The following is a 21,807-nucleotide window of genomic DNA, read 5'->3' on the forward strand; positions in this document are numbered from 1 at the left end:
ATCGGGCAACTCGATGGGAGAGGGTGGAAAGGCCTGTCTGGACACTGCGCGGGGGCGCATGCGGCTATTCAGGCACTTAAGACTCGGAATTATAGCGGGACGATGTGAGTCAGCGGCTAACACTTATGTCGAAAGGCCCACGATGGCCAATCCATGACAGGAGGTTGGGCCCCGGGCCGCCGCTTCAAGGCGAGCAACCGGGAGACGGTCCTGTCCGGGCCGGCCTACAGCCCCAGCGCCCGGAATTCCGAGCACGGGCGGGCCCGCTCCCAGACCGGTTCGAACAGGGCATGCAGTTGCCGGACCCGGGCCGGGTCGTCCATGCGGCACTCGCCCTCGAAGCGATGGCCCAGCGCTCGGAAATACCAGCCGCCGCGGTCGTTGGCGGCGTAGGCGGACGGGTAATCACGGTCGATCGGCTCCTCGATGGCGCGAAACGCGAAGGCAGTCGTCAGGCGCTGGCCCAGGCCCAGCAGTGGAGCCAGGGCCCGCTGCGGCGTGGCCGTGTCTTGCAGCAGGATCCGGATCTCGCCGCCTCCGGTGGCGAAGCGGCGCAGGGCGGAGACGACCTCGGACTGGTCCAGCAGGCCCGGATCCAGTTCGCGGCTGTAGATCAGCAATTGCCGGCGCGCCCCGGCGATGACGCCCAGCAACGCGGCCTGGGCGGCCTCGCGGCCCTCCACGGGCGTGGCCGCATCGAGCCGGCGCCGCATCGACTGGTGGTCGATGCCGGCCTCGACGAAGCGCGGGTCGTATGGCACGAAGCCGTGGCGGGAATAGAAGGTCAGCGCGGATACCTGCGCATGCAGCGAGACCTCGTGCCAGCCCAGTTGGCAAGCCTCCTCCACCAATGCCTGCAACATGGCCTCGCCGACGCCGCGACCGCGCCAGTCAGGGAGCACCGCCATGCGGCCGATGCGCCGGTCCGGTGTCAGGCGACCCGCGCCTATCGGCTGGTCGTCGGCGTCGCGGGCGATCACGTGCCGGCACAGCGGATCGAGCGCGTCGCGTTCGATCTCCGCAGGCACGCCCTGTTCGACGATGAAGACATGCTCGCGCACCGCATGCAGGTCCGCACGCGCATCCGCGAATTCGACGATGGCGACGGTGAATTCCCCTGCGGCCTGTGCCTGGCTGCCGTTGATGCTCATTCTTCTTCCTCGTCGCCCAGCGTCAGATGGTAATGGCCCGCCTGCAGGAGTTCGAACACGCGATCGCGGCCGGCCTCGGACAGCGCGGCATAAGCGGCGCCATCGAGTGTTTCCGAACCGGCGATGCGCTGCGCATCGTCGGCCGGAAGCAGATGTTCCTGGCCGCTCACGAACAGGCGCGCAGGCGCGTTCTTTCCGTGCGCTCGGCGCCAGGCCATGCGCGACCACGGGTGTCGATGCAGCGTGGCGCCCTGTTGCAGGTCCCATTCGATCTCGATGCGCGAGCGCTGCTCGCCGCCGGGATGCACTTCGCCGGCGGCGCGGTAGACGGTGATGAATCGGCCGAACCAGTCGCCGAGGCGGTCCGGGTCGTTCATGCGCAACAGGTTCAACGCTTCGACGGCGCGGTTCATCGCCGCCACGTCGATCTCGTTGGCATCCGCCGGAGGCGCCAGGTCGGGATCGCGGTAACGCAGGGCCTCGTCGGCATCGGCCGCCAGGGTGTCGACGAAGTCGCCGAGCAGTTCCGCGGCAGACGGCGCGCGCATGCCGACGGAGAAGGTCAGGCAGGCATCCTGCGCAACGCCATGGTGCGGCACGCCGGGCGGCAGGTAGAGCATGTCGCCGGGGCCGAGCACCCATTCGTGCGTCGGAGTGAACTCACGCAGTAGCTTGAGTTCCACATCGTTGCGGAAGCCGAGCGGCGGATTGGGGCCGTTATCGATCTGCCAGCGGCGATGGCCCTGCGCTTGAAGCAGGAATACGTCGTACTGATCGACATGCGCGCCGACCGAGCCGCCCGGTGCGGCGAAGGACACCATGATGTCGTCGATGCGCCAACGCGGCAGGAAAGGGAAGGCCTGCAGTACCGCGGCGACGTCGGCGTCCCACTTGTCCACGTCCTGCACCAGCAGCGTCCAGTCCTGGTGTGGCATGCCGGGGAACTCGTCCTCCGCGAACGGGCCGTGGCGCAGGGTCCAGCGATCGTTGGCGCGGTCGTGCATGACGATGCGCGACAACGCGGCCTCTTCGCAGGCCAGGCCGGCCAGGTCCTCGGGCTGGATCGGCGACTCGAATGCGGGGAAGGCATTGCGGATCAACAGCGGTTTTTTCTGCCAGTAATCGCGAAGGAACTGCGCGGCGGGCATGCCGAGCGGGGGCAGGTTGGCTGCATCGACCTCGATGGGGATGGAGGCGGTCACAGCGGTCTGCTTGCCCGGCTTCTTCGCGGGGCTGGTCTGCTTTTGCGGCTTGGTTTGCTTCGCCATGTGTTCTTCGATCTCTTTATGTTTCATGCCGTCGTCCGGCGTCAGGCCGGATCGCCTGAGTCCAACGCGTGGACCCTTGGTGTTGCTGTAGCTACGCCATGGCGGCGGTTATCCGGCCGGCATGTCGTCCATCCCGTGGAAGGGGTGGAACATTAGGAAATCGAAGCGGAACGCGGCATGACGATCAGGAATGCGTGGCGATCTCATCGTAACCGCGGCCCCGGAACTGCAGCAGGCACCAGCCGTGGCCAAACGGATCGGCGACCGTCACGATGCGGCCCCAGTCGGCTTGGCGGATCGCGCCTTCCTGCACGGCACCGGCGTCCAGTGAACGGGCGAGCGCGACGTCCAGGTCGTCCACCACCACGTCGCAGTGGATGGGCGTCCAGTGCCGCACATAGTCGCGGGCCATGGCGCCGGCGCCAATCGTGCCGGCGTCTTTTTGCAGCAGGTAAATGGGCGCCTGTGCACCCAGCATTTCGACGCCGGCGCTGCCGAAGCGGCGCGCGGCCTTCAACCCGAAAGCGGTGCTGTAGAACGCCTCGGCCGAGGCGAGGTCCGCGACGTCGATGTTGAGCAGCAGGTGCATGGTGTTTTCCCTGGTTGCGCAGTTCGTTGCCGCTTCCTTGCCCTCACCCCGGAGCGCTTGCCCCGACCTGATCCGGGCGGATGAGGGGCTACGTCAGATCTCGCGCGCCAACCGCTCCGCCAAGCCGGTGTAGCTGCCCGGCGTCATCTCCATCAGGCGCTGCTTGTCCGCCGCGGGGAGTTCCAGCGACGCGATGAACTCGCGCATGGACGCCTCGTTGATGCCCTGTCCCCGGGTCAGTGCCTTGAGCTGCTCGTACGGGTTCGGCAGGCCGTGGCGGCGCATCACCGTCTGCACGGCTTCGGCCAATACTTCCCAGGCTGCGTCGAGGTCGGCCGCCAGGCGCTCCGGGTTGGCACTGAGCTTGCCCAGGCCGCGCTGCAACGCATCGAAGCCGATCAGCGCATGCCCAAACGCGGTGCCCAGCGCGCGCAGCACGGTGGAGTCGGTGAGGTCGCGCTGCCAGCGGCTGATCGGCAGCTTGGCGGCGAAGTGCTCGAACAGCGCATTGGCGATGCCGAAGTTGCCTTCGGCGTTCTCGAAGTCGATCGGGTTGACCTTGTGCGGCATCGTCGAGCTGCCCACTTCGCCGGCCTTGACCGCCTGCTTGAAATAGCCCAGCGAGATGTAGCCCCACACGTCGCGGCACAGGTCGATGCAGATGGTGTCGATGCGCTTGGCCGCATCGCAGACCTCGGCGATGCCGTCGTGCGGCTCGATCTGGGTGGTGTAGGGCTGCCAGTTCAGTCCAAGCGAATGCACGAAGTGCTCGGAGAACTTCGCCCAGTCGACATCCGGATAAGCGGCGACGTGGGCGTTGTAGTTGCCGACCGCGCCGTTGATCTTGCCCGGCATGCGGGCGCCGGCCAGGGTCTCGCCCTGGCGCTGCAGGCGGGCGACGACGTTGGCCAGTTCCTTGCCGACGGTGGTCGGCGAAGCGGTCTGGCCGTGCGTGCGCGACAGCATCGGCAGCGCTGCATGTTCGTGCGCCATCGCGCGCAGCTTCTGGATCAGCTCGTCGAGCTTGGGCAGCAGTACGAACTGCCGCGCCTGGTTGAGCATCAGTGCATAGCTGAGGTTGTTGATGTCCTCGGAGGTGCAGGCGAAGTGCACGAACTCCAGCGCCGGCCCCAACTCGGCGTCGTCCTTCAGGCGCTCCTTGATCAGGTACTCCACCGCCTTGACGTCGTGGTTGGTGGTGCGCTCGATCTCCTTGACCCGCGCGGCATCGGCGGGCGACAGGTCGTCGGCAAGCGCGCGCAGGCGGGCAGCGGCGGCTTCGGAGAAAGGCTTGAGCTCGACGATGCCCGGCTCGTTCGCCAATGCGAGCAGCCATTCGACCTCGACCTTCACGCGCGCCTTGATCAGGCCGTACTCGGAAAAGATCGGGCGCAGCGCATCGACCTTGCCGGCATAGCGGCCATCGAGCGGGGACAGGGCGAGCAGCTGGGTTTCGATCTGGCTGGACATGGCAGGGGCATTGGGAAGCGAGCCCGCCATTCTACAGCCAGCCCGATCAGGGCCTGCCGGCCGGCTTTTCAGCCCTCCGCGGGGCGGGCGGACCGTGGGGCAGCGTCACCGGTGAAAGCGGCTTGCGCACCCACGGCGTAAGCTGCGGCCAAACGATGGATCGAGGACACCGCCATGGCCACCAGACGCGCCCGCAGCCCGCGCTTTCGCACCGAACACGACAGCATGGGCGAGCTGCGAGTGCCGGCCGATGCGCTGTGGGGCGCGCAGACCCAGCGCGCGGTGCAGAACTTCCCGATATCCGGTCGCCCGATGCCGCGGGAGTTCATTCGCGCGCTTGGGCTGATCAAAGCCGCCGCGGCCGAGGTCAATGGCGGGTTGGGTCTGCTCGGCAAGGGCGCCGCGAGCGCGATCCGCGCGGCGGCATTGAGCGTGGCGCAGGGCGAGCACGATGCCCAGTTCCCGATCGACGTGTTCCAGACCGGCTCGGGCACGTCGAGCAACATGAACGCCAACGAGGTCATTGCCACGCTGGCCACGCGTAGCGGCAAGGCGGGTGCCAAGGCCGTACATCCCAACGACCACGTCAACCTCGGCCAGAGCTCCAACGACGTGATCCCGACTGCGATCCGCGTCTCGGCGCAGATCGCCACCGTCGAGCAACTGCTGCCGTCATTGAAGCACCTGCGCAAGGCCATCGAGGCCAAGGGACGGGCGCTGGGCAAGGTCACCAAGACCGGCCGCACCCACCTGATGGACGCGATGCCGCTGACCTTCGCGCAGGAGTTCGGCGCCTGGGCGGCGCAACTGGCCTCGGCGCAGGGGCGTATCGAGGATGCGCTCAAACGCCTGCGTCGCCTGCCGATCGGCGGCACCGCCATCGGCACCGGCATCAACGCCGATCCGCGCTTCGGCAAGGCCATGGCCAGGTCGCTTTCGGTGTTGTCGGGGACGAAGTTCGAATCGGCTGACGACAAGTTCGAAGGCATCGCCTCGCAGGACGATGCGGTCGAGCTGTCAGGTCAGCTCAATGCGCTGGCGGTGGCACTGATGAAGATCGCCAACGACCTGCGCTGGATGAATTCCGGACCGCTGGCGGGGCTGGGCGAAATCGAACTGCCGGCATTGCAGCCGGGCAGTTCGATCATGCCGGGCAAGGTCAATCCGGTGATCCCGGAAGCGACCTGCATGGTGTGCGCGCAGGTCATCGGCCATCACGCCGCGATTACCGTGGCCGGCCAGAGCGGTAACTTCCAGCTCAACGTGATGCTGCCGCTGATCGCCTGCGACCTGCTCGATTCGATCGGACTGCTGGCCCGTGTCATGCGCCTGCTCGCCGACGATGCGATCGCCGGAATCAAACCGCGCCAGGACCGTGTGCGCGAGGCACTGGACCGCAATCCGATCCTGGTCACCGCGCTCAACCCGATCATCGGTTACGAGAAGGCAGCGGCCATCGCCAAGCAGGCCTACAAGGAAGGACGCGCCGTGCTCGATGTCGCGGTCGAGGCGACGGGTTTGCCGGAGAAGGAATTGCGTCGACTGCTGGATCCCACGGCCCTGACGCGCGGGGGCATCCAGCAAGGCGGAGGCGGTGGCGGCGGTTGACGCCGCCACGCCCTAGCGAACAGTCGGCTTACTGCCTGGCCGGTTCCTTGGACGGCTCCGCGGCCGCCTTGGCTGCGAAGTTCTCGTGCTTGGTGCCTTCGCGCTCCACCACCTCGTCGCGGCAGTCCTTGATGTCGTCCTGGTCCATCGTTGCGTACGGCGCGAATTCGGGCAGCGACGCCTTCAGCTTCTGCTGCGACGCCATCATCGCCGGCAGCTTGTCGCACAGCTTCAACGCCGATGCCTTCATCTTGCCGGCCTCGGCTTCGACGCGCTTTTCGATCTCGTCGGTATTGCCGGTGAATACGCCCTTCAGCGCCTCGCCCATGGCCTTGGTGGCCAGGTCCGCGCCCTGCATGCCGACTTCGGCGCCGGCCTCGGCCAACGCGATGATGTGGCCACGATGTTCAAGCAGCAGCTTGCGCTGTTCGGCCGTGATGGTGATGGCTCGGCCGTCGATGAGCAGGTCGCCCTGGGGCGTGATCTCGGCTTTTCCGTGCTGCCCATGATCGTCGGAGATCGAGATGTTGCCTTCGGCCAGCTCCTTGCGGACTTCCTTGAGCGCTTCGCGGGTCGCCTTGGAAATCACCGAGGCGGTGGGCTCGACGTGATCGTTCCCGGCCGGAGCCGGGGCCTTGGATTCGCAGGCGCCGAGCAGCGGCAGGCTGGACAGCAGCGCGGCGACGACGAGGGTGCGGACGGAGGAGTTCATGGCTTGTGTTCGCTCAGGGTAAGTGGAAGGCGTTGCCTTGATCACTGCTCGGGCAACGACACGCCGCCGGCGACGGCGCTGTGGTCCACCGAGCCGCTGCCGACGGAACGCACCGAAAGGGCACCGCGCACATCCCGGACGTCGAGGTCGCCGGAACCGATACTGCCGACGTCGACGTTGCCGCCCACGGTTTGCAGTTCGACGGTGCCCGAGCCAACGCTCTTTACTTCGGCGCCGCGCGCGATGCGGCGGGCGCTGATGTCGCCGGAGCCGACCGACCGGACTTTCAGTTCGCCGATGTCGTCCAGTTCGATGTCGCCGGAACCGACATGGGCCTCGACCAGACCGCGAATGCCGCGGGCCTGGACGTCGCCGGAGCCGACATCGGCGCTCAATGAGGTCGCGCCGACCACGACCGCATCGCCGGAACCCACCTTGAGCTGCACCGGCATTCCCGCGGGAATGTCGGCGGTCAACGTCAGGTAGGAATAGTGGTTGCCAAACAGATGTCGACCCAGCGACGCGGTGTCCTTGAAGAAGCCGTTCTGGATCTGCTCGCGCTGGGCGCGGACCAGCAGCTTGTCGCCGCTGCGCTCCTGGGTCAGCGTGAGCAGCGGCAACTCCTGCTCATCCGAACTGCAGGCCTTGCCCTGGACTCCACCGCGAGCGTTGGCCGAAGCGTTGACTCGCAGGTCGTGGGGTCCGATGTCGAACACCACGGCCTTCACACCGGTGAGGTCCAACTGCAGGTTGCGAGGCTGCGAGTGCGGGCAATGGCGGTCTTCCTGGGCGGCGGCATCGTGTGCGGCCATGGAAAGGAACGATGCAACGGCAAGGAGGACAGTGTGGCTGGGACGCATGGCTCGGATTCCTTCGTGGACTGGGCGTTGTGATGCGGGACCGCGACCGATGGTTGCAGTCGCGGTCCCGAGCAGGGCTCAGCCCTCGTCCCGCCAGCGGCGCAGGCGGATCGCCGCGATGATCATCAGCACGCCGGCCACCACGCCGAGCCAAAGTTGCGGCGTTGCCAGGACCGAATACATCGTGCCCAGGTTGACCACCGAGTGGATCGCCTGCGGGCCTTCGACATTGACCGGACCGATATTCGCCGCGTCGAACCAGCTGGCCGGTGCCACGCTGAGCAGGGCGCGGGCCACGACGTTCTTCCAGAACCACACCGACTCCAGGTTGAAGGCGTGCATCAGGTCGAACCAGCTGACGAAGATGCCTGCGAACACCGGAATCATGATCGCCCACAGGAACGGCTTGCTCTTGGCCCAGGCCGAGCACAGCATCAGCCAGCCCACGGTCGGCATCGCCCACAGCGCGTAGATCGGGAGAGAGGCGATCAGGTGTGCGGCCACCTTGAGCGGACTGGCCGGCGCCCACAGCAGCGTGGCCGGATTGCCGCCGTGCATGAGCACCACCAGGCTGTACAGGATCAGCGAGCCGAACATGGTCAGCACGGCGGCGCCAATGGCAATCGCCGGAGCCATCACGGTGGCACTGAGCACTTTTGACAGCACGGTGTCGCGGTCGGAGACGGGCAGCGACTTCCAGAACAGCACGCTGCGGTCCTTGCGGTCGTCGTACAGGCTGCCCAGGCAGTAGAAGAACACGACGAAGGCCAGCACCACGAAGGGCCACATCGCCGACATGTACAGGCTGGCGTCGAGGACCCCGCCGAACTCGCGCAGCTCGTCCGGGCTGAGCTTGTCGGTCAGCTGGCCCAGGTTCAGTCCGTTGAACTTGAAGCTGCCGCCTTCGACGTTGATCGTGGCCTGATCGGGGACCTTGCGCAGCATCACCTCGCCGGCGCCGATGCCCATCAGGCTCAGCACCAGGAAGATCGCGCCGGCGACCAGCGGGGCCCAGAAGAAGCCGCCCTTGTGCTCCCAGAACTCGCGCTTGAGCAGCAGCTTGAGCTTGTGCGTGGGGTGGGCCACCGCGGCATGCGGATGGCTGGCTGCAATGGCGTTCATGCGTAGGTCCCCTTCATGGTGGCGACGAACAGGTCGGCCAGCCCCGGCGTGCGGGTTTCGCCGAGTCCGGCGAGCTGGTCGTCCGTGGCGCCGTCGAACAACATCACGGTCTTGCCGAACGGCAGAGCGCGCTCGTCGATCGGGTTGAGCGCGCGGGCCAGCTCGAGCTTGCCGGCATCGACCATCACCTCGGTGAAGCGCTCGCCCAGGTGTTCCATGTCGTGGTTCAGCACGATCTTGCCGTCGCGGATGAACATCACGTCGGTGAGGATGTGTTCGATCTCCTCGACCTGGTGGGTGGTGACGATGATGGTCTTCTCCTCGTCGAAGTAGTCCTCCAGCAGGCGCTGGTAGAACTGCTTGCGGTAGAGGATGTCGAGGCCGAGCGTCGGCTCGTCCAGCACCAGCAGTTTGGCGTCGATCGCCATCACCAGCGCCAGGTGCAACTGCACGATCATGCCCTTGGACATCTCACGTACGCGCAGGTTGGGCTTGAGCTGGGTGTGGGCGAGGAAACGCTCGCACTTGGCGCGGTCGAAGCGCGGGTGTACGCCGGCGACGAACTCGATCGCCTCCTTGACGCGGATCCAGCGCGGCAGCACCGCGACGTCGGCGATGAAGCACACGTCCTGCATCAGCTCGTCACGCTGCGTGCGCGGGTCGCGGTCGAGCACCGACAAGTCGCCCTCGAACGGAATCAGGCCGAGGATCGCCTTGAGCGCCGTGGTCTTGCCGGCGCCGTTGGGGCCGATCAGGCCGACGATGCGACCGGCCGGGATCTCGAACGCGGTGTCGTCCAGTGCCACCTTGTTCTTGTAGGCCTTGCGCAGGTGCCGGGCACTGACCACGTTTCGGGTCTGGGTGCGGGCGCCGCCGTTGTATGCGATGTCGTTCATGGCACACCTGCCGCGCCGTTGCGGCCGCCGGTTGTCATCAGATCTTCCATGCTCAGGCCCAGGCGCTGGATGCGCTCGAGCACCAGCGGCCATTCCTCGCGGAGGAAACGTTCCCGCTCGTTGACGAGCAGTTTCCTTGCTGCCTCTTCGGTCACGTACATGCCCAGTCCTCGGCGTTTTTCGACTAGAGCCTCGTCCGCCAGTTCCTGATAGGCGCGCGAGACAGTGATGGGATTGAGCTGATACTCGGCCGCGACCTGCCTCACGGAGGGCAGGGCGTCACCGGGCTTGAGGACCCCGTCGAGCATCATCGCTACGACGCGCTCCTTCAACTGGCGGTAGATGGGAGCGCCGTCGCTCCACTGGATGGCGGTCATGGGATCAGCCCTGCGGTGCGAATGAGAAGTAAGGCATGGCTAGAGTCTGGCGGCTCCGGTGACGGGTCTTGTTGGCGGAACGAGGCGAGTCGTTGGTGGCGTCGGCCTGGTCGATCTCGCGCAGGGAACTGGTCAGCGCCGCGGCGGTGGCGATCTCCGCCGTGAGGGCAGCGGCATCGGCCAGCGTTTCGACGTGGTCGGCCCGGCGCTCGATACTGCGGGTCAGGGCCTTGGCGCGTTCAGCATTGTCGACGCCGGCCTTGGCGGGGAGGTAGCTGAAGCCCAGGGCTCCGACCTGCACCTGGATTGCTTCAGGCTGCGGATTCAGCGTGGTCGGGCTGGCCAGCATCAGGCCCAGCGCCAGCGCGGCGCCCGTGGCCAGCATTGCGGTGTACGAGTTGTGGAGCCTGCGGTTCATGGCGAACATCCTGCTCGTTGGTAGACCGGTGTTGTAGGCAACTATAACACCAAAATACGCTCCGTCAAGCCAAGGCCACCCAACTGAAGTCATACTTCGCCCGCTCCCTGAACGAGACCACCGATGCGTCCCCAAACCCTGCTTGTTTCGGCCGTCCTGGCCCTGTCCCTGAGCGCCACGGCTGCGCTGGCTGCCGCCAGCCTGCTGTCGGGTAGCTATCGCCCCTTGGCCGGCAAGGCCCCGGTCGACCTGGGCAAGACCTATCGGGGCGACGTGGTGCTGGTGGTCAATACCGCCAGCAAATGCGGCTACACCCCGCAGTTCGAGGCGCTGGAAGCGATGCACGCCAAGTACAAGGGCGAGGGCTTTGCGGTGCTGGGCTTCCCCTCGGGCGACTTCAAGGCGCAGGAATTCGAGGACGAGAAGCAGATCCAGGAGTTCTGCACGCTGACCTATGGCGTGAAGTTCCCGATGTTCCAGAAGGTGCATGTCGTGGGCGACGAAGCCACGCCGCTGTACCGCACCCTGGCCAAGGCGTCCGGCGAGGCGCCCAAGTGGAACTTCCACAAGTATCTGCTGGGTCGCGACGGGCAGCTCGTCGCCAGTTTCGGCAGCAAGGTCACGCCAGACGATCCGGCCGTCGTGGCTGCCATCGAAAAGGCGCTGAAGGCGCCGCGCTCGCGCTGAGCATTGCTGGATGCAGGAAACCCGCAATTGCCGGCATTGCCGGCGATCGCGACAATACGTGACCCGGCACCGCCTCCGCGGTGCGCGACAGGAGTAGGAACCCGATGAAGGCTTTCGTGCGCGGCGCAGCCGTGTTGCTTACCACTGCGGCCACGCTGATCAGCGCCACCGCAATTGCCCAGGACAAGACCGTGCTGACCACCGACCGCGAAAAAGCCAGCTACATGGTGGGCAGCGACATCGCCCAGTCGATCGCGCCGGTGGCGCCCGACCTCGACATCGCCGCGTTCCAGCGCGCCGTCGACAACGCTTTCGCCGGCAAGCAGCCGCTGATCACCGAGACCGAGGCCAAGACGGTCGGCCAGTCGCTGATGCTGCGCATCGCGTCGCGCGCCGGCCAGGCGCCGGCCGACGCCAAGGTGCCGGACGTGGCGAAGGACAAGGTCGGTTACCTGGTGGGCGCCGACGTCGGCCGTTCGCTGGCGCCGATCAAGGACGAGCTGGAAGTGCCGGTGCTGGTGCAGGCCATCCGCACGTCGTTCGCCAAGGGCAAGCCGCTGCTGAGCGAAGCCGAAATGGCGACGGTGCGCCAGGCCTTCCAGCAGAAGGTGCAGAACAAGATGATGGCGCAGGTCGCGGAGCTGGCCGAGAAGAACCGCAGCGATGGCGCGGCTTTCCTCACGCAGAACAAGGCCACCAAGGGCGTGTTCACGACCGGCTCGGGCCTGCAGTACATGGTGCTGCGCCAGGGCGCTGGTCCGCGTCCGAAGGCCACCGATCGCGTCCGCGTGAACTACCGCGGCACGCTGCTCGATGGCACCGAGTTCGACAGCTCGTACGGCCGCGGCCAGCCGGCCGAGTTCGCGCTCAACCAGGTCATCGCAGGCTGGACCGAAGGCGTGTCGATGATGCCGGTCGGCAGCAAGTTCAAGTTCTGGGTTCCGGGCGACCTGGCCTATGGGCCGAAGGGCATGCCGCAGGGCGGCATCGGTCCGAACGCTACGCTGGTGTTCGAAGTCGAACTGATGGCCATCCTCTGAGCTGACTTTCGGCAATGATGTTCATGTAACACCCGTCGTTCAGCTCGTGGCTGGCAGCTTGTCTGGCTGTCGGCTGCATCCGCGGTCTGCCACGTTCCAGTACGTCTCCAGGAGTCCATTTAGATGTCGATCAATCCGTACCTGCGTCATACCGCGCTTGCACTCGCCGTGGGTTCGCTCGCGCTGTTTGCAGCCGGTTGCAACAAGTCCGCCGACAAGGCCGATGCCGACAAGACCGCTGCCGCGGAAGCGGGCAAGCCCGCCGACGGCAACGCCATTGCCGGGCTTCCGACCGAGAAGGACCGCGTCAGCTACATGATCGGCATGGGCCTGGGCAAGTCGCTGGAGCCGATCAAGGACGAGATCGATTTCGACGTCGTCGCCAAGGCCGTCAAGAGCTCGCTGGCCGGCGAGAAACTGCTGATGGACGAGAAGCAGGCACAGCAGATCAACGAGGCCTTCATGCAGAAGATGCAGGCCAAGCAGATCGCCGAGATGATGGCCAAGTCCAAGAAGAATCTCGAGGACGGCCAGAAGTTCATGGCCGAGAACGGCAAGAAGCCGAACGTGAAGACCACCGCTTCGGGCTTGCAGTACGAAGTCGTCACCCAAGGCACCGGTCCCAAGCCGACGGCCAGCGATGTCGTGCGCGTGCATTACAAGGGCACGCTGCTCGACGGCAAGACCTTCGACAGTTCCTACGATCGCGGCGAGCCGGTCGTGTTCCCGCTCGGCCAGGTCGTGCCCGGCTGGCAGGAGGGCATTGCGCTGATGCCGGTTGGCAGCAAGTACAAGCTGTGGATCCCGGCCAAGCTTGGTTATGGCGAGAAGGGCACGCCGGGCGGTCCGATCGGTCCGAACGCGACGCTGGCCTTCGAGGTCGAACTGCTCGAGATCGTCAAGCCGGGCGCCAAGTAAGGTCGCAACCTCATGACGCCGGCGGTTCGCCGCCGGCGTCTTCCATTTCAGCTTCAGTGTTCAGCTCTCGGGAATCCGCATGCGCGTCACCATCTTCGGCACCGGTTACGTCGGCCTGGTCACCGGCACCTGCCTGGCCGATGTCGGCCACGACGTGGTGTGCGTGGACATCGACCGGGCCAAGGTCGACGGACTCAACCAGGGCGTGATCCCGATCTACGAGCCGGGCCTGGAACCGATGGTCAAGGCCAACCACGCCGCCGACCGTCTGCATTTCACCACCGACGCCGCGACTGCGGTCGGACACGGCGACGTGATCTTCATCGCCGTGGGCACGCCACCGGACGAGGACGGCAGCGCAGACCTCAAGTACGTGCTGGCAGTGGCGCGCACCATCGGCCGCCACCTGGGCGGGCCGACGGTAATCGTCAACAAGTCGACCGTGCCGGTCGGCACCGCCGACAAGGTGCGTGCGGCGATCGCCGAAGAACTGGCTGCGCGCGGCGCCGACATCGCCTTCGAGGTGGCCTCCAATCCCGAGTTCCTCAAGGAGGGCGATGCGGTCAACGACTGCATGCGTCCGGACCGCATCGTGATCGGCGCCGGCAGCGCCGTGGCGGTGGACAAGCTCAAGCGCCTGTATGCGCCGTTCAACCGCAACCACGAGCGCATCGTGGTGATGGACGTGCGTTCGGCCGAGCTGACCAAGTACGCGGCCAACGCGATGCTCGCGACCAAGATCAGCTTCATGAACGAGATCGCCAACATCGCCGAAAAGGTGGGCGCGGACGTGGAGATGGTGCGCCAGGGCATCGGCTCGGATCCGCGCATCGGCTGGCATTTCATCTACCCGGGCGCCGGTTACGGTGGCTCGTGCTTCCCGAAGGACGTGCAGGCGCTGGAGCGCACCGCGCACCAGTTCGGCTATCGCGCCGAACTGCTGGGCGCGGTGGAATCGGTCAACGACCGCCAGAAGGGCCACCTGTTCGAACTGATCGAACGCCATTACGGAAACCAGGCCGCGCTGCGCGACAAGACGTTCGCGGTGTGGGGCCTGGCGTTCAAGCCCAATACCGACGACATGCGCGAGGCATCGAGCCGCCGCCTGCTGCAGCAACTGTGGGATGCCGGCGCCAAGGTGCGTGCCTACGATCCCGAAGCCGGTCACGAGGCGCAGCGCGTCTTCGGCGAGCGCGACGGCCTGGAGCTGTGCGATTCGGCCAACGCGGCCCTGGTCGGCGCGGACGCGCTGGTGGTGGTGACGGAGTGGAAGCAGTTCCGCAGCCCAGACTTCGAGCGACTGCGCGCAGCGTTGGCCGACCGGGTGATCTTCGACGGCCGCAACCTTTACCATCCCGATGAAGTCGAAGCGGCCGAATTGGCCTATTACGGCATCGGCCGCGGTCGATCCGTAGCCTCGGTCGAATGACGGAACCGAAGCGATGAGCACGCCGCTGGAACAACGCCTGATCGAACTGGAAACGCGCCTGGCGTTCCAGGAACACGCCCTGGGCGAGATGAGCGACGCACTGGCCGCCGCGCGCGACGAAGAGGCGCGCACCGCGCTGCTGTTGCATCGCGTGCTGGAAGAAGTCCGGCAGCTGCGCAGCGCCATGGCGGCCAACCCCATCAGCGCCGATCCCTCGCAAGAACCACCCCCGCCGCACTACTGATCCGGAACTATGAGCGACAGCCTCCGCGACCAACTCCTGGGACTGGGTTTCAAGCCAGCACCCAAGCCCGAGCGCCCTGCGCAGCAAAAGTCCGGCAAGCCGTCGGGCCCCGGTGGCCAGGCGCCGCGGCCGGATGCCGGTCGCAACACCAAGCCGGCAGCCAGGAAGCCGCCGCATGGGCATGCGCGGCATGGGCAAGCACGGCATGGACAAGCGCCGCAGGGCCCTGCGCCGCAGAGACAAGGGCAGGGCAAGCCCCGCACGCGCGAAGACATCGATCTGGCCAAGGCGTACGCGATCCGCGCCCAGCGCGAGAAAGACGAGCGCATCGCCGCCGAGGCTGCCAAGCAGGAAGAGGCGCGCCTGCGTCGCGAAGCGCGAGCCAAGCTGGCCGAACTGGTCAAGGACAAGGCGCTCAACGATCCGGCTGCGGATATCGCGCGCCATTTTCCCTACGGCGGCAAGATCAAGCGCATCTACGTCACCGAAGTGCAGCTGAAGGCGCTCAACGCCGGCGAACTCGGCGTGCTGCAGATGGACGGGCGTTACCTGCTGGTCGATGCCGCGCTGCTGGCAGAAGCCGAAGCCGTGTTCGCACCCTCCATCGCCCTCAAGGTCGATCCGAACGCGCCGGCCGGGGACGACCCGTACGCGGATCCGAAGTACCAGGTACCCGACGACCTGGTCTGGTAATTCGCGCCAAACTCCGTACGCCAAACCCGACGCCGCCGCAGACGCGACGGCGCATTGCATCAAGCCCGTTACGGACTCCCGATGTCGCTGCGGCGCCGTATCGGCGCCGCGACTCATTCCGGGTCGTAGTCCAGGTTCGACGCCAGCCAGCGCTCGGCCTGGGCCAGGCTGACGCCCTTGCGGCGCGCGTAATCCTCCACCTGTTCCTTGGAGACGCGACCGACGACGAAGTACTGGCTGTCGGGATGGCTGAAGTAATAGCCGGACACGGCCGCCGCCGGGTACATCGCGAAGCTCTCGGTCAGGCGCACGCCGGCATTGTTCTCGGCGTTGAGCAGGCGGAACAAGGTGGCCTTCTCGCTGTGCTCCGGGCACGCCGGATAGCCGGGGGCGGGTCGGATGCCACGGTAGGACTCGTGGATCAGGGCGTCGTTGTCCAGCGTCTCATCGCCGGCGTAGCCCCAGAATTCCTTGCGCACCCGCTGGTGCAGGCGTTCGGCCAGTGCCTCGGCGAAGCGGTCGGCCAGTGCCTTGAGCAGGATCGCGTTGTAATCGTCGTGATCGGCTTCGAACCTCGTGACGTGCTCCTCGATGCCGATGCCGGCGGTGACGGCGAACGCGCCGATCCAGTCCTGTCGGCCGCTGTCCTTCGGAGCGATGAAGTCGGCCAGACAGAAGTCGGGACGTTCGACCGGCTTGTCGACCTGCTGGCGCAGGAAATGCAACGTGGTGGCTGCGCCACCGGCGTCCACCACGACATCGTCGCCGGTTGCATTGGCGGGCCACAGGCCGAACACGGCCCTGGCCGTCAGCCACTTCTCGCCGACGATCTTCTTCAGCATCGCGCGTGCATCGCGGTACAACTCGCTGGCGTGCGCACCGACGATGTCATCGGTGAGGATGGCCGGGTACTTGCCGGCCAGTTCCCAGGTATTGAAGAACGGCGTCCAGTCGATGTACTCGACCAGTTCGGCCAGCGGATAGTCGTCGAATACATGCAGGCCCGGCTGCATCGGCGCGGGCGGCGCGTACTGGTCCCAGTGACCATCGAAGCGTTGGCCGCGGGCCTTCCCGAGCGAGACCAAGCGCTTGCCGTCGCCGCGCTGCTTGTGGCGCTGGCGGATCTCGGCGTAATCGGCGTCGTTGGCGGCCACGAACGGCGCCCGCAGGTCGTTGCTGATCAGCGATTGCGCCACGCCGACCGCGCGCGAGGCATCCTTCACCCACACGGTCGGCGACTGGTAATGCGGGTCGATCTTCAGCGCGGTGTGCGCACGCGAGGTGGTGGCGCCACCGATCAGCAGCGGAATCGCGAAACCTTGCCGCTGCATCTCGCGGGCGACGTGGCTCATCTCTTCCAGCGACGGCGTGATCAGACCGGACAGGCCGATCAGGTCCGCGTTCTCGGCCTTGGCGCGATCCAGGATGGTCTGCGCCGGCACCATCACGCCCAGGTCGACGACCTCGAAGTTGTTGCAGGCCAACACCACGCCGACGATGTTCTTGCCGATGTCGTGGACGTCGCCTTTGACCGTCGCCATGACGATCTTGCCGTTGGACTTGCCGGCATCGCCCGTGCGCAGCTTCTCGGCCTCGATGTAGGGCAGCAGGTAGGCCACCGCCTTCTTCATCACGCGCGCGGACTTGACCACCTGCGGCAGGAACATCTTGCCGGCGCCGAACAGGTCGCCGACCACGTTCATGCCGTCCATCAACGGCCCTTCAATCACGTCCAGCGGACGCGTCGACTGGCTGCGGGCTTCCTCGGTATCGACTTCGATGTACTGGTCGATGCCATGGACCAGCGAGTGGGACAGGCGCGCACGCACCGGCTTGTCGCGCCAGGCCAGGTCCTCGACCTTCTTTTCGCCCTTCTTGCCCTTGAAGCGGTCGGCGATCTCGAGCAGTCGTTCGGTGGCGTCGCTGCGACGGTTGAGCACGACATCCTCGACGCGCTCGCGCAGGTCAGCCTCGAGGTCGTCGTAAAGCGGCAGCGCGCCGGCATTGACGATGCCCATGTCCATGCCGGCCTTGATGGCGTGGTACAGGAACACGACATGGATGGCCTGGCGCACCGGCTCGTTGCCGCGGAACGAGAACGAGACGTTGGAAACGCCGCCGGAGATATGGCTGAACGGAAAACGCCGCTTGAGTTCGCGCGCGGCCTCGATGAAGGCCACGGCGTAGTCGTTGTGCTCCTCGATGCCGGTGGCGATCGCGAACACGTTGGGGTCGAAGATGATGTCCTCGGGCGGGAAGCCGATCTGCTCGGTCAGCAGGCGATAGGCACGCGAACTGATCTCGACCTTGCGCTCGATCGTGTCGGCCTGGCCGGCCTCGTCGAAGGCCATCACCACCACGGCGGCGCCGTAGCGGCGCACCAGCCGCGCCTGGCGCAGGAACTCGGCTTCGCCTTCCTTCATCGAGATCGAGTTGACGATGCCCTTGCCCTGCAGGCACTTCAGGCCGGCCTCGATCACGCTGAACTTCGAACTGTCGACCATCACCGGCACGCGCGCGATGTCCGGCTCGGCCGCGATCAGGTTGAGGAAGGTCACCATCGCCTGCTCGGAGTCGAGCAGGCCCTCGTCCATGTTGACGTCGATCACCTGGGCGCCATTCTCGACCTGCTGGCGCGCGACCACGACGGCTTCGTCGTAGCGACCTTCGAGGATGAGTTTCTTGAACTGCGCGCTGCCGGTGACGTTGGTGCGCTCGCCGACGTTGATGAAGTTGCTTTCAGGCGTGATCTGCAGCGGTTCCAGGCCGCTCAGCCGGGTCTGACGGGTCAGTACGCTCATGCCGCGGCCACCTCCAGCTGCGGCAGGGTGCGCGGGGCATGCGGTTTCACCGCCTCGGCAATCGCGGCGATGTGCGCCGGCGTGGTGCCGCAGCAGCCGCCGACCAGGTTCAGCAGGCCCGCCTGTGCGAACTCGCCCAATACGGCGGCCATGTCTTCGGGCGTCTCGTCGTAGCCGCCGAAGGCGTTGGGCAAACCGGCGTTGGGGTGGGTGCTGATGTAGGCGTCGGCGACTTGGGACAGCACGTCGACGTGCACGCGCAGGTCCTTGGCGCCGAGCGCGCAGTTCAGGCCGATCGCCAGCGGCTGCGAGTGGCGCAGCGAATACCAGAACGCCTCGGCGGTCTGGCCGGACAGCGTGCGTCCGGAGGCGTCGGTGATCGTGCCCGATACCATCACCGGCAATCGCGCGCCGCGCGCCTCGAACGCTTCCTCGATGGCGAACAGGGCCGCCTTGGCGTTGAGCGTGTCGAACACCGTCTCGACCATCAGGATGTCGGCGCCGCCGTCGATGAGACCGTCGGTCGCCTCGCGGTAGGCCACGCGCAGTTCATCGAAACTGATCGCGCGAAAGCCCGGTCGGTTGACGTCGGGACTCAGCGAGGCGGTGCGGCTGGTAGGGCCCAATACGCCGATGGCGAAACGGGGACGGCCCGGGTCCTTGGCCTGCGCCGCATCGCAGGCGGCCCGGGCCAGGCGCGCGCCGGTCTCGTTCAGTTCGCGTGCCAGGTGCTCCAGCCCGTAGTCGGCCAGCGACACCGTGGTCGAGTTGAAGGTGTTGGTCTCGATCAGGTCCGCGCCCGCGTCGAGGTACTGCGCGTGGATGTCGCTGATGATCTGCGGCTGGGTCAGGCTGAGCAGGTCGTTGTTGCCGCGCTGGTCGCGCGAGCAGCCGCAGCTTTCGCCATGGGCATGGTCGGCCAGCGCGTAGGCCTGGTCGTAGCCGTGGGCGAAACGCTCGCCGCGATAGGCGGCTTCATCGAGCTGGTGCTGCTGGATCATGGTGCCCATTGCGCCATCGATGACGAGAATGCGCTCGGCCAGCAGGCGTTGCAGCGCATCGGCGCGTTGCGGGTTGATCCAGGGGAGATGTGCGGTCATGTCAGTTCTTCTTCGCGGTGGGGCGCGCGTTGGTCTTGTCGGCGTGCTTGCGCCCGGAAGCGGCTTCGGCCGGCTTGTGGGCGATGAGCGCGATGACTTCGAAATGCGGCGGACGACGCTCGCGGGTGACGGTCTCGCAGCTGGTCACATCCAGTCCGGCCCGTGACACGAACTTCTGCAGGTCCTTCTCGGCGAATCCGAGGTTGACGTGTCCATAGGCCTCGACGACACCGCGGTGCTCGTGGCGCGCCAGGCTGGTCAGCAGCAGGCGTCCGCCGGGACGCAGCACGCGTGCGGCCTCGGCCACGGCCTGGGCCGGCTGGTCGGCGTAGGTCAGCGCATGCATCAGCACGACCAGGTCGAAATGCGCGTCCGGAAAAGGCAGGGCGTGCATGTCGCCTTCGCGCACCTCGACATTCCTGAGCTTGCGCAGCCGCTCGGATGCGGCCAGCACGACCTTGGTGCTCGAGTCCAGGCACACGTAGCGGTTGGAGTGCGGCGCCAGCAGTTCGGCCAGCACGCCGTCGCCGGAGGCGATGTCGAGCACGTCACCGGGTTGGAGCAGGGGCAGGGCGGAGCGCGCCATTGCTTCCCAGGTGCGGCCGGGCGAGTAATGGCGCTCCATGTCGCCCGCCACCGTGTCGGCCCAGTTCTGGTCGGCGGCCCGCGAGGCGAGCACGTCGGCCACCCGTTCGGCGTCCTGGCGCAGCAACGGATCGTCGCTGCCTTCGCGAAGGGTTTGCCACAACGACTTCTGCGCACTGTCGAGGGCGCCATCGTCGAAGCGGTAGTAGGCCGACACGCCGGCGCGACGGTCGCGGACCAGTCCGGCTTCCTTCAGTTTTGCCAGATGCGTCGAAACGCGGGGCTGGGCGAGGCGGGTGATCGCCGACAGTTCGGCCACGGTCAGCTCTTCCCGCTCGATCAGCGCCAGCAGCCGCACGCGCGTGGCGTCGGCGAACACCTTCAGTCGGGACGACCAGCCTTCCAGGTCCATATGCTTTATCAACCTATCGCGATATAGCGATAAGTGTGGTCCCCGGGGCTGCGGCGGTCAAGTTTTGGGAGGCCGGGTGGTGGGGTTATTCACGCAGCACGGATACAATTCGCGGTCTGCAAATGCCCAACAGCTAAAAACGAGGTGCCGACGTGGATTTTCGCTTCACCGAAGAGCAGTTGATGATCCAGGATGTGGCCCGCCGCATCGCCCAGGAAAAGATTGCTCCCAGCGCCGAGCACCACGACCAGACGGGTGAGTTCCCGCTGGAAAACATCCGCACCCTGGGCGAAAACGGCCTGATGGGCATCGAGGTGCCGGCCGAATACGGCGGCGCCGGCATGGACCCGATCAGCTACGTGCTGGCCATGGTCGAGATCGCCGCGGGCGATGCCGCGCATTCGACCATCGTGTCGGTCAACAATTCGCTGTTCTGCAACGGCATTCTCAAGTTCGGTACCGAGGCGCAGAAGCAGCTGTACGTCCGCGCGATCGCCGAAGGTCGCGAGATCGGCGCTTTCGCGCTGACCGAGCCGCAATCCGGTTCCGACGCGACTGCCATGCGCTGCAAGGCGGTCAGGCAGGCCGACGGCACCTACGTCATCAACGGCAAGAAGAGCTGGATCACCTCCGGCCCGGTCGCCAAGTACATCGTGCTGTTCGCGATGACCGAGCCGGACAAGGGCGCACGCGGCATCACCGCGTTCGTGGTCGATACCGCCAAGCCCGGTTTCCATCGCGGCAAGACCGAGCCCAAGCTCGGCATCCGCGCTTCGGCCACCTGCGAGATCGAATTCGCCGATTACGTCGCCCAGGCCGACGAAGTGCTCGGCGATGAAGGCCATGGCTTCAAGATCGCCATGGGCGTGCTTGACGCCGGTCGCATCGGCATCGCCAGCCAGGCCATCGGCATCGCCCGCGCCGCCTACGAGAAGACCCTGGAGTACGTGCGCGAGCGCAAGGCCTTCGGTGCGCCGATCGGTACCTTCCAGATGACCCAGGCCAAGATCGCCGACATGAAGTGCAAGCTCGACGCGGCGTTGCTGCTGACGCTGCGCGCGGCTTGGCAGAAGGGACAGTTCGAGAACGGCGGCGCGCGCTTCAGCAACGAGGCCGCCATCGCCAAGCTGACCGCATCGGAAGCGGCCATGTGGATCACCCACCAGGCCGTGCAGATCCATGGCGGCATGGGTTATTCCAAGGAAATGCCGCTGGAGCGCTATTTCCGCGACGCCAAGATCACCGAGATCTACGAAGGCACCAGCGAGATCCAGCGACTGGTCATTGCCCGCAACGAGACGGGCCTGCGTTAAGCCAGGCCCGAGCCGAGCACGTCATGAAGCGTTTCGGATCGTCACGACCCACCGCCTGCCCTGTGGACCGCGGTGGCGGTCATTACCTCTCCGACCACCGCAGGGTCGCCGCGC

At 66.3% G+C, this 21,807-nt stretch carries 20 protein-coding genes and 1 pseudogene; 8 read left to right on the forward strand and 13 right to left on the reverse strand.

Annotated elements, in window-relative coordinates; genetic code table 11:
* Nucleotides 1–224 precede the first annotated feature (224 nt).
* From J2X06_RS08255 to purB, 4 genes are all read right to left on the reverse strand, one after another.
* Nucleotides 225–1,151, reverse strand: a complete 927-nt coding sequence (locus J2X06_RS08255) for a GNAT family N-acetyltransferase (protein ID WP_310060701.1) — start codon at nucleotides 1,149–1,151, stop codon at nucleotides 225–227.
* On the reverse strand, nucleotides 1,148–2,446 hold the full coding sequence (locus J2X06_RS08260; RefSeq protein WP_430539521.1) for a JmjC domain-containing protein: 1,299 nt from the start codon (nucleotides 2,444–2,446) through the stop codon (nucleotides 1,148–1,150). The genes J2X06_RS08255 and J2X06_RS08260 overlap by 4 nt, the downstream gene beginning before the upstream one ends.
* A 157-nt stretch (nucleotides 2,447–2,603) precedes the next feature.
* Nucleotides 2,604–3,008 carry a VOC family protein gene (locus J2X06_RS08265; RefSeq protein WP_310060703.1) on the reverse strand — a complete coding sequence of 135 codons (405 nt, stop codon included), beginning with the start codon at nucleotides 3,006–3,008 and terminating at the stop codon, nucleotides 2,604–2,606.
* 93 nt (nucleotides 3,009–3,101) lie between these two features.
* The gene (gene purB / locus J2X06_RS08270; RefSeq protein ID WP_310060705.1) at nucleotides 3,102–4,478 is read right to left on the reverse strand and encodes an adenylosuccinate lyase; all 1,377 of its coding nucleotides are present in this window, start codon (nucleotides 4,476–4,478) and stop codon (nucleotides 3,102–3,104) included.
* A gap of 174 nt (nucleotides 4,479–4,652) precedes the next feature.
* On the opposite strand from purB, the gene J2X06_RS08275 reads away from it, so the two are divergent.
* Nucleotides 4,653–6,086, forward strand: a complete 1,434-nt coding sequence (locus J2X06_RS08275) for a class II fumarate hydratase (protein WP_310060707.1) — start codon at nucleotides 4,653–4,655, stop codon at nucleotides 6,084–6,086.
* Between the two features lie 28 nt (nucleotides 6,087–6,114).
* Here the strand turns inward: J2X06_RS08275 and J2X06_RS08280 are convergent, their stop codons facing one another.
* From J2X06_RS08280 to J2X06_RS08305, 6 genes are all read right to left on the reverse strand, one after another.
* Nucleotides 6,115–6,798, reverse strand: a complete 684-nt coding sequence (locus J2X06_RS08280) for a hypothetical protein (RefSeq protein ID WP_310060709.1) — start codon at nucleotides 6,796–6,798, stop codon at nucleotides 6,115–6,117.
* Nucleotides 6,799–6,839: 41 nt separating this feature from the next.
* Nucleotides 6,840–7,658: a GIN domain-containing protein gene (locus tag J2X06_RS08285; RefSeq protein ID WP_310060710.1), complete on the reverse strand. Its 819-nt coding sequence runs from the start codon at nucleotides 7,656–7,658 to the stop codon at nucleotides 6,840–6,842.
* Nucleotides 7,659–7,736: 78 nt separating this feature from the next.
* Nucleotides 7,737–8,780 (reverse strand): hypothetical protein, encoded by a 1,044-nt coding sequence (locus J2X06_RS08290; RefSeq protein WP_310060712.1) that lies wholly within the window; start codon nucleotides 8,778–8,780, stop codon nucleotides 7,737–7,739.
* Nucleotides 8,777–9,676 carry an ABC transporter ATP-binding protein gene (locus tag J2X06_RS08295; protein ID WP_310060714.1) on the reverse strand — a complete coding sequence of 300 codons (900 nt, stop codon included), beginning with the start codon at nucleotides 9,674–9,676 and terminating at the stop codon, nucleotides 8,777–8,779. The genes J2X06_RS08290 and J2X06_RS08295 overlap by 4 nt, the downstream gene beginning before the upstream one ends.
* Nucleotides 9,673–10,053: a GntR family transcriptional regulator gene (locus J2X06_RS08300; protein WP_310060716.1), complete on the reverse strand. Its 381-nt coding sequence runs from the start codon at nucleotides 10,051–10,053 to the stop codon at nucleotides 9,673–9,675. The genes J2X06_RS08295 and J2X06_RS08300 overlap by 4 nt, the downstream gene beginning before the upstream one ends.
* A gap of 4 nt (nucleotides 10,054–10,057) precedes the next feature.
* A complete protein-coding gene (locus tag J2X06_RS08305) occupies nucleotides 10,058–10,471 on the reverse strand; it encodes a hypothetical protein (protein WP_310060718.1) in 414 nt (137 codons plus the stop codon).
* Nucleotides 10,472–10,609: 138 nt separating this feature from the next.
* On the opposite strand from J2X06_RS08305, the gene J2X06_RS08310 reads away from it, so the two are divergent.
* The 6 genes from J2X06_RS08310 (at nucleotide 10,610) to J2X06_RS08335 (ending at nucleotide 15,482) form a co-directional block, all read left to right on the forward strand.
* Entirely contained in the window at nucleotides 10,610–11,158 is a 549-nt protein-coding gene (locus tag J2X06_RS08310) for a glutathione peroxidase (RefSeq protein ID WP_310061330.1), read from the forward strand.
* A gap of 104 nt (nucleotides 11,159–11,262) precedes the next feature.
* Nucleotides 11,263–12,198: an FKBP-type peptidyl-prolyl cis-trans isomerase gene (locus J2X06_RS08315; protein ID WP_310060720.1), complete on the forward strand. Its 936-nt coding sequence runs from the start codon at nucleotides 11,263–11,265 to the stop codon at nucleotides 12,196–12,198.
* A 123-nt stretch (nucleotides 12,199–12,321) separates the two neighbouring features.
* Nucleotides 12,322–13,116 (forward strand): FKBP-type peptidyl-prolyl cis-trans isomerase, encoded by a 795-nt coding sequence (locus J2X06_RS08320; RefSeq protein WP_310060721.1) that lies wholly within the window; start codon nucleotides 12,322–12,324, stop codon nucleotides 13,114–13,116.
* Between the two features lie 79 nt (nucleotides 13,117–13,195).
* Complete coding sequence (locus J2X06_RS08325) at nucleotides 13,196–14,545, forward strand: UDP-glucose dehydrogenase family protein (RefSeq protein WP_310060723.1); 1,350 nt, start codon at nucleotides 13,196–13,198, stop codon at nucleotides 14,543–14,545.
* Nucleotides 14,546–14,558: 13 nt separating this feature from the next.
* The gene (locus J2X06_RS08330) at nucleotides 14,559–14,789 is read left to right on the forward strand and encodes a SlyX family protein (RefSeq protein ID WP_310060725.1); all 231 of its coding nucleotides are present in this window, start codon (nucleotides 14,559–14,561) and stop codon (nucleotides 14,787–14,789) included.
* A 9-nt stretch (nucleotides 14,790–14,798) separates the two neighbouring features.
* Entirely contained in the window at nucleotides 14,799–15,482 is a 684-nt protein-coding gene (locus J2X06_RS08335) for a DUF2058 domain-containing protein (protein ID WP_310060726.1), read from the forward strand.
* Nucleotides 15,483–15,595: 113 nt separating this feature from the next.
* Here the strand turns inward: J2X06_RS08335 and metH are convergent, their stop codons facing one another.
* The 3 genes and pseudogenes from metH to J2X06_RS08350 all read right to left on the reverse strand — a co-directional run.
* Nucleotides 15,596–18,283, reverse strand: a complete 2,688-nt coding sequence (metH, locus tag J2X06_RS08340; protein ID WP_310060728.1) for a methionine synthase — start codon at nucleotides 18,281–18,283, stop codon at nucleotides 15,596–15,598.
* Entirely contained in the window at nucleotides 18,280–19,383 is a 1,104-nt protein-coding gene (locus J2X06_RS08345) for a homocysteine S-methyltransferase family protein (RefSeq protein WP_310060730.1), read from the reverse strand. The genes metH and J2X06_RS08345 overlap by 4 nt, the downstream gene beginning before the upstream one ends.
* A gap of 70 nt (nucleotides 19,384–19,453) precedes the next feature.
* Nucleotides 19,454–20,380 (reverse strand): annotated as a pseudogene (locus J2X06_RS08350) (ArsR/SmtB family transcription factor); the annotation flags it as partial.
* Nucleotides 20,381–20,532: 152 nt separating this feature from the next.
* Here J2X06_RS08350 and J2X06_RS08355 point away from each other — a divergent pair.
* Nucleotides 20,533–21,693 carry an acyl-CoA dehydrogenase family protein gene (locus J2X06_RS08355; protein WP_310060732.1) on the forward strand — a complete coding sequence of 387 codons (1,161 nt, stop codon included), beginning with the start codon at nucleotides 20,533–20,535 and terminating at the stop codon, nucleotides 21,691–21,693.
* Nucleotides 21,694–21,807: the final 114 nt, after the last annotated feature.

The sequence above is a fragment of the Lysobacter niastensis genome (genome assembly GCF_031457115.1).
In the GTDB taxonomy this organism is placed as follows: domain Bacteria; phylum Pseudomonadota; class Gammaproteobacteria; order Xanthomonadales; family Xanthomonadaceae; genus Lysobacter_J; species Lysobacter_J niastensis_A.

Excerpts from the sequence above, each read along its gene's own strand:
- J2X06_RS08255 (WP_310060701.1), bottom strand. The coding sequence starts at position 1,151 with ATGAGCATCAACGGCAGCCAGGCACAGGCCGCAGGGGAATTCACCGTC.
- J2X06_RS08260 (WP_430539521.1), bottom strand. The coding sequence starts at position 2,446 with ATGAAACATAAAGAGATCGAAGAACACATGGCGAAGCAAACCAAGCCG.
- J2X06_RS08265 (WP_310060703.1), bottom strand. The coding sequence starts at position 3,008 with ATGCACCTGCTGCTCAACATCGACGTCGCGGACCTCGCCTCGGCCGAG.
- purB (WP_310060705.1), bottom strand. The coding sequence starts at position 4,478 with ATGTCCAGCCAGATCGAAACCCAGCTGCTCGCCCTGTCCCCGCTCGAT.
- J2X06_RS08275 (WP_310060707.1), top strand. The coding sequence starts at position 4,653 with ATGGCCACCAGACGCGCCCGCAGCCCGCGCTTTCGCACCGAACACGAC.
- J2X06_RS08280 (WP_310060709.1), bottom strand. The coding sequence starts at position 6,798 with ATGAACTCCTCCGTCCGCACCCTCGTCGTCGCCGCGCTGCTGTCCAGC.
- J2X06_RS08285 (WP_310060710.1), bottom strand. The coding sequence starts at position 7,658 with ATGCGTCCCAGCCACACTGTCCTCCTTGCCGTTGCATCGTTCCTTTCC.
- J2X06_RS08290 (WP_310060712.1), bottom strand. The coding sequence starts at position 8,780 with ATGAACGCCATTGCAGCCAGCCATCCGCATGCCGCGGTGGCCCACCCC.
- J2X06_RS08295 (WP_310060714.1), bottom strand. The coding sequence starts at position 9,676 with ATGAACGACATCGCATACAACGGCGGCGCCCGCACCCAGACCCGAAAC.
- J2X06_RS08300 (WP_310060716.1), bottom strand. The coding sequence starts at position 10,053 with ATGACCGCCATCCAGTGGAGCGACGGCGCTCCCATCTACCGCCAGTTG.
- J2X06_RS08305 (WP_310060718.1), bottom strand. The coding sequence starts at position 10,471 with ATGAACCGCAGGCTCCACAACTCGTACACCGCAATGCTGGCCACGGGC.
- J2X06_RS08315 (WP_310060720.1), top strand. The coding sequence starts at position 11,263 with ATGAAGGCTTTCGTGCGCGGCGCAGCCGTGTTGCTTACCACTGCGGCC.
- J2X06_RS08320 (WP_310060721.1), top strand. The coding sequence starts at position 12,322 with ATGTCGATCAATCCGTACCTGCGTCATACCGCGCTTGCACTCGCCGTG.
- J2X06_RS08325 (WP_310060723.1), top strand. The coding sequence starts at position 13,196 with ATGCGCGTCACCATCTTCGGCACCGGTTACGTCGGCCTGGTCACCGGC.
- J2X06_RS08330 (WP_310060725.1), top strand. The coding sequence starts at position 14,559 with ATGAGCACGCCGCTGGAACAACGCCTGATCGAACTGGAAACGCGCCTG.
- J2X06_RS08335 (WP_310060726.1), top strand. The coding sequence starts at position 14,799 with ATGAGCGACAGCCTCCGCGACCAACTCCTGGGACTGGGTTTCAAGCCA.
- metH (WP_310060728.1), bottom strand. The coding sequence starts at position 18,283 with ATGAGCGTACTGACCCGTCAGACCCGGCTGAGCGGCCTGGAACCGCTG.
- J2X06_RS08345 (WP_310060730.1), bottom strand. The coding sequence starts at position 19,383 with ATGACCGCACATCTCCCCTGGATCAACCCGCAACGCGCCGATGCGCTG.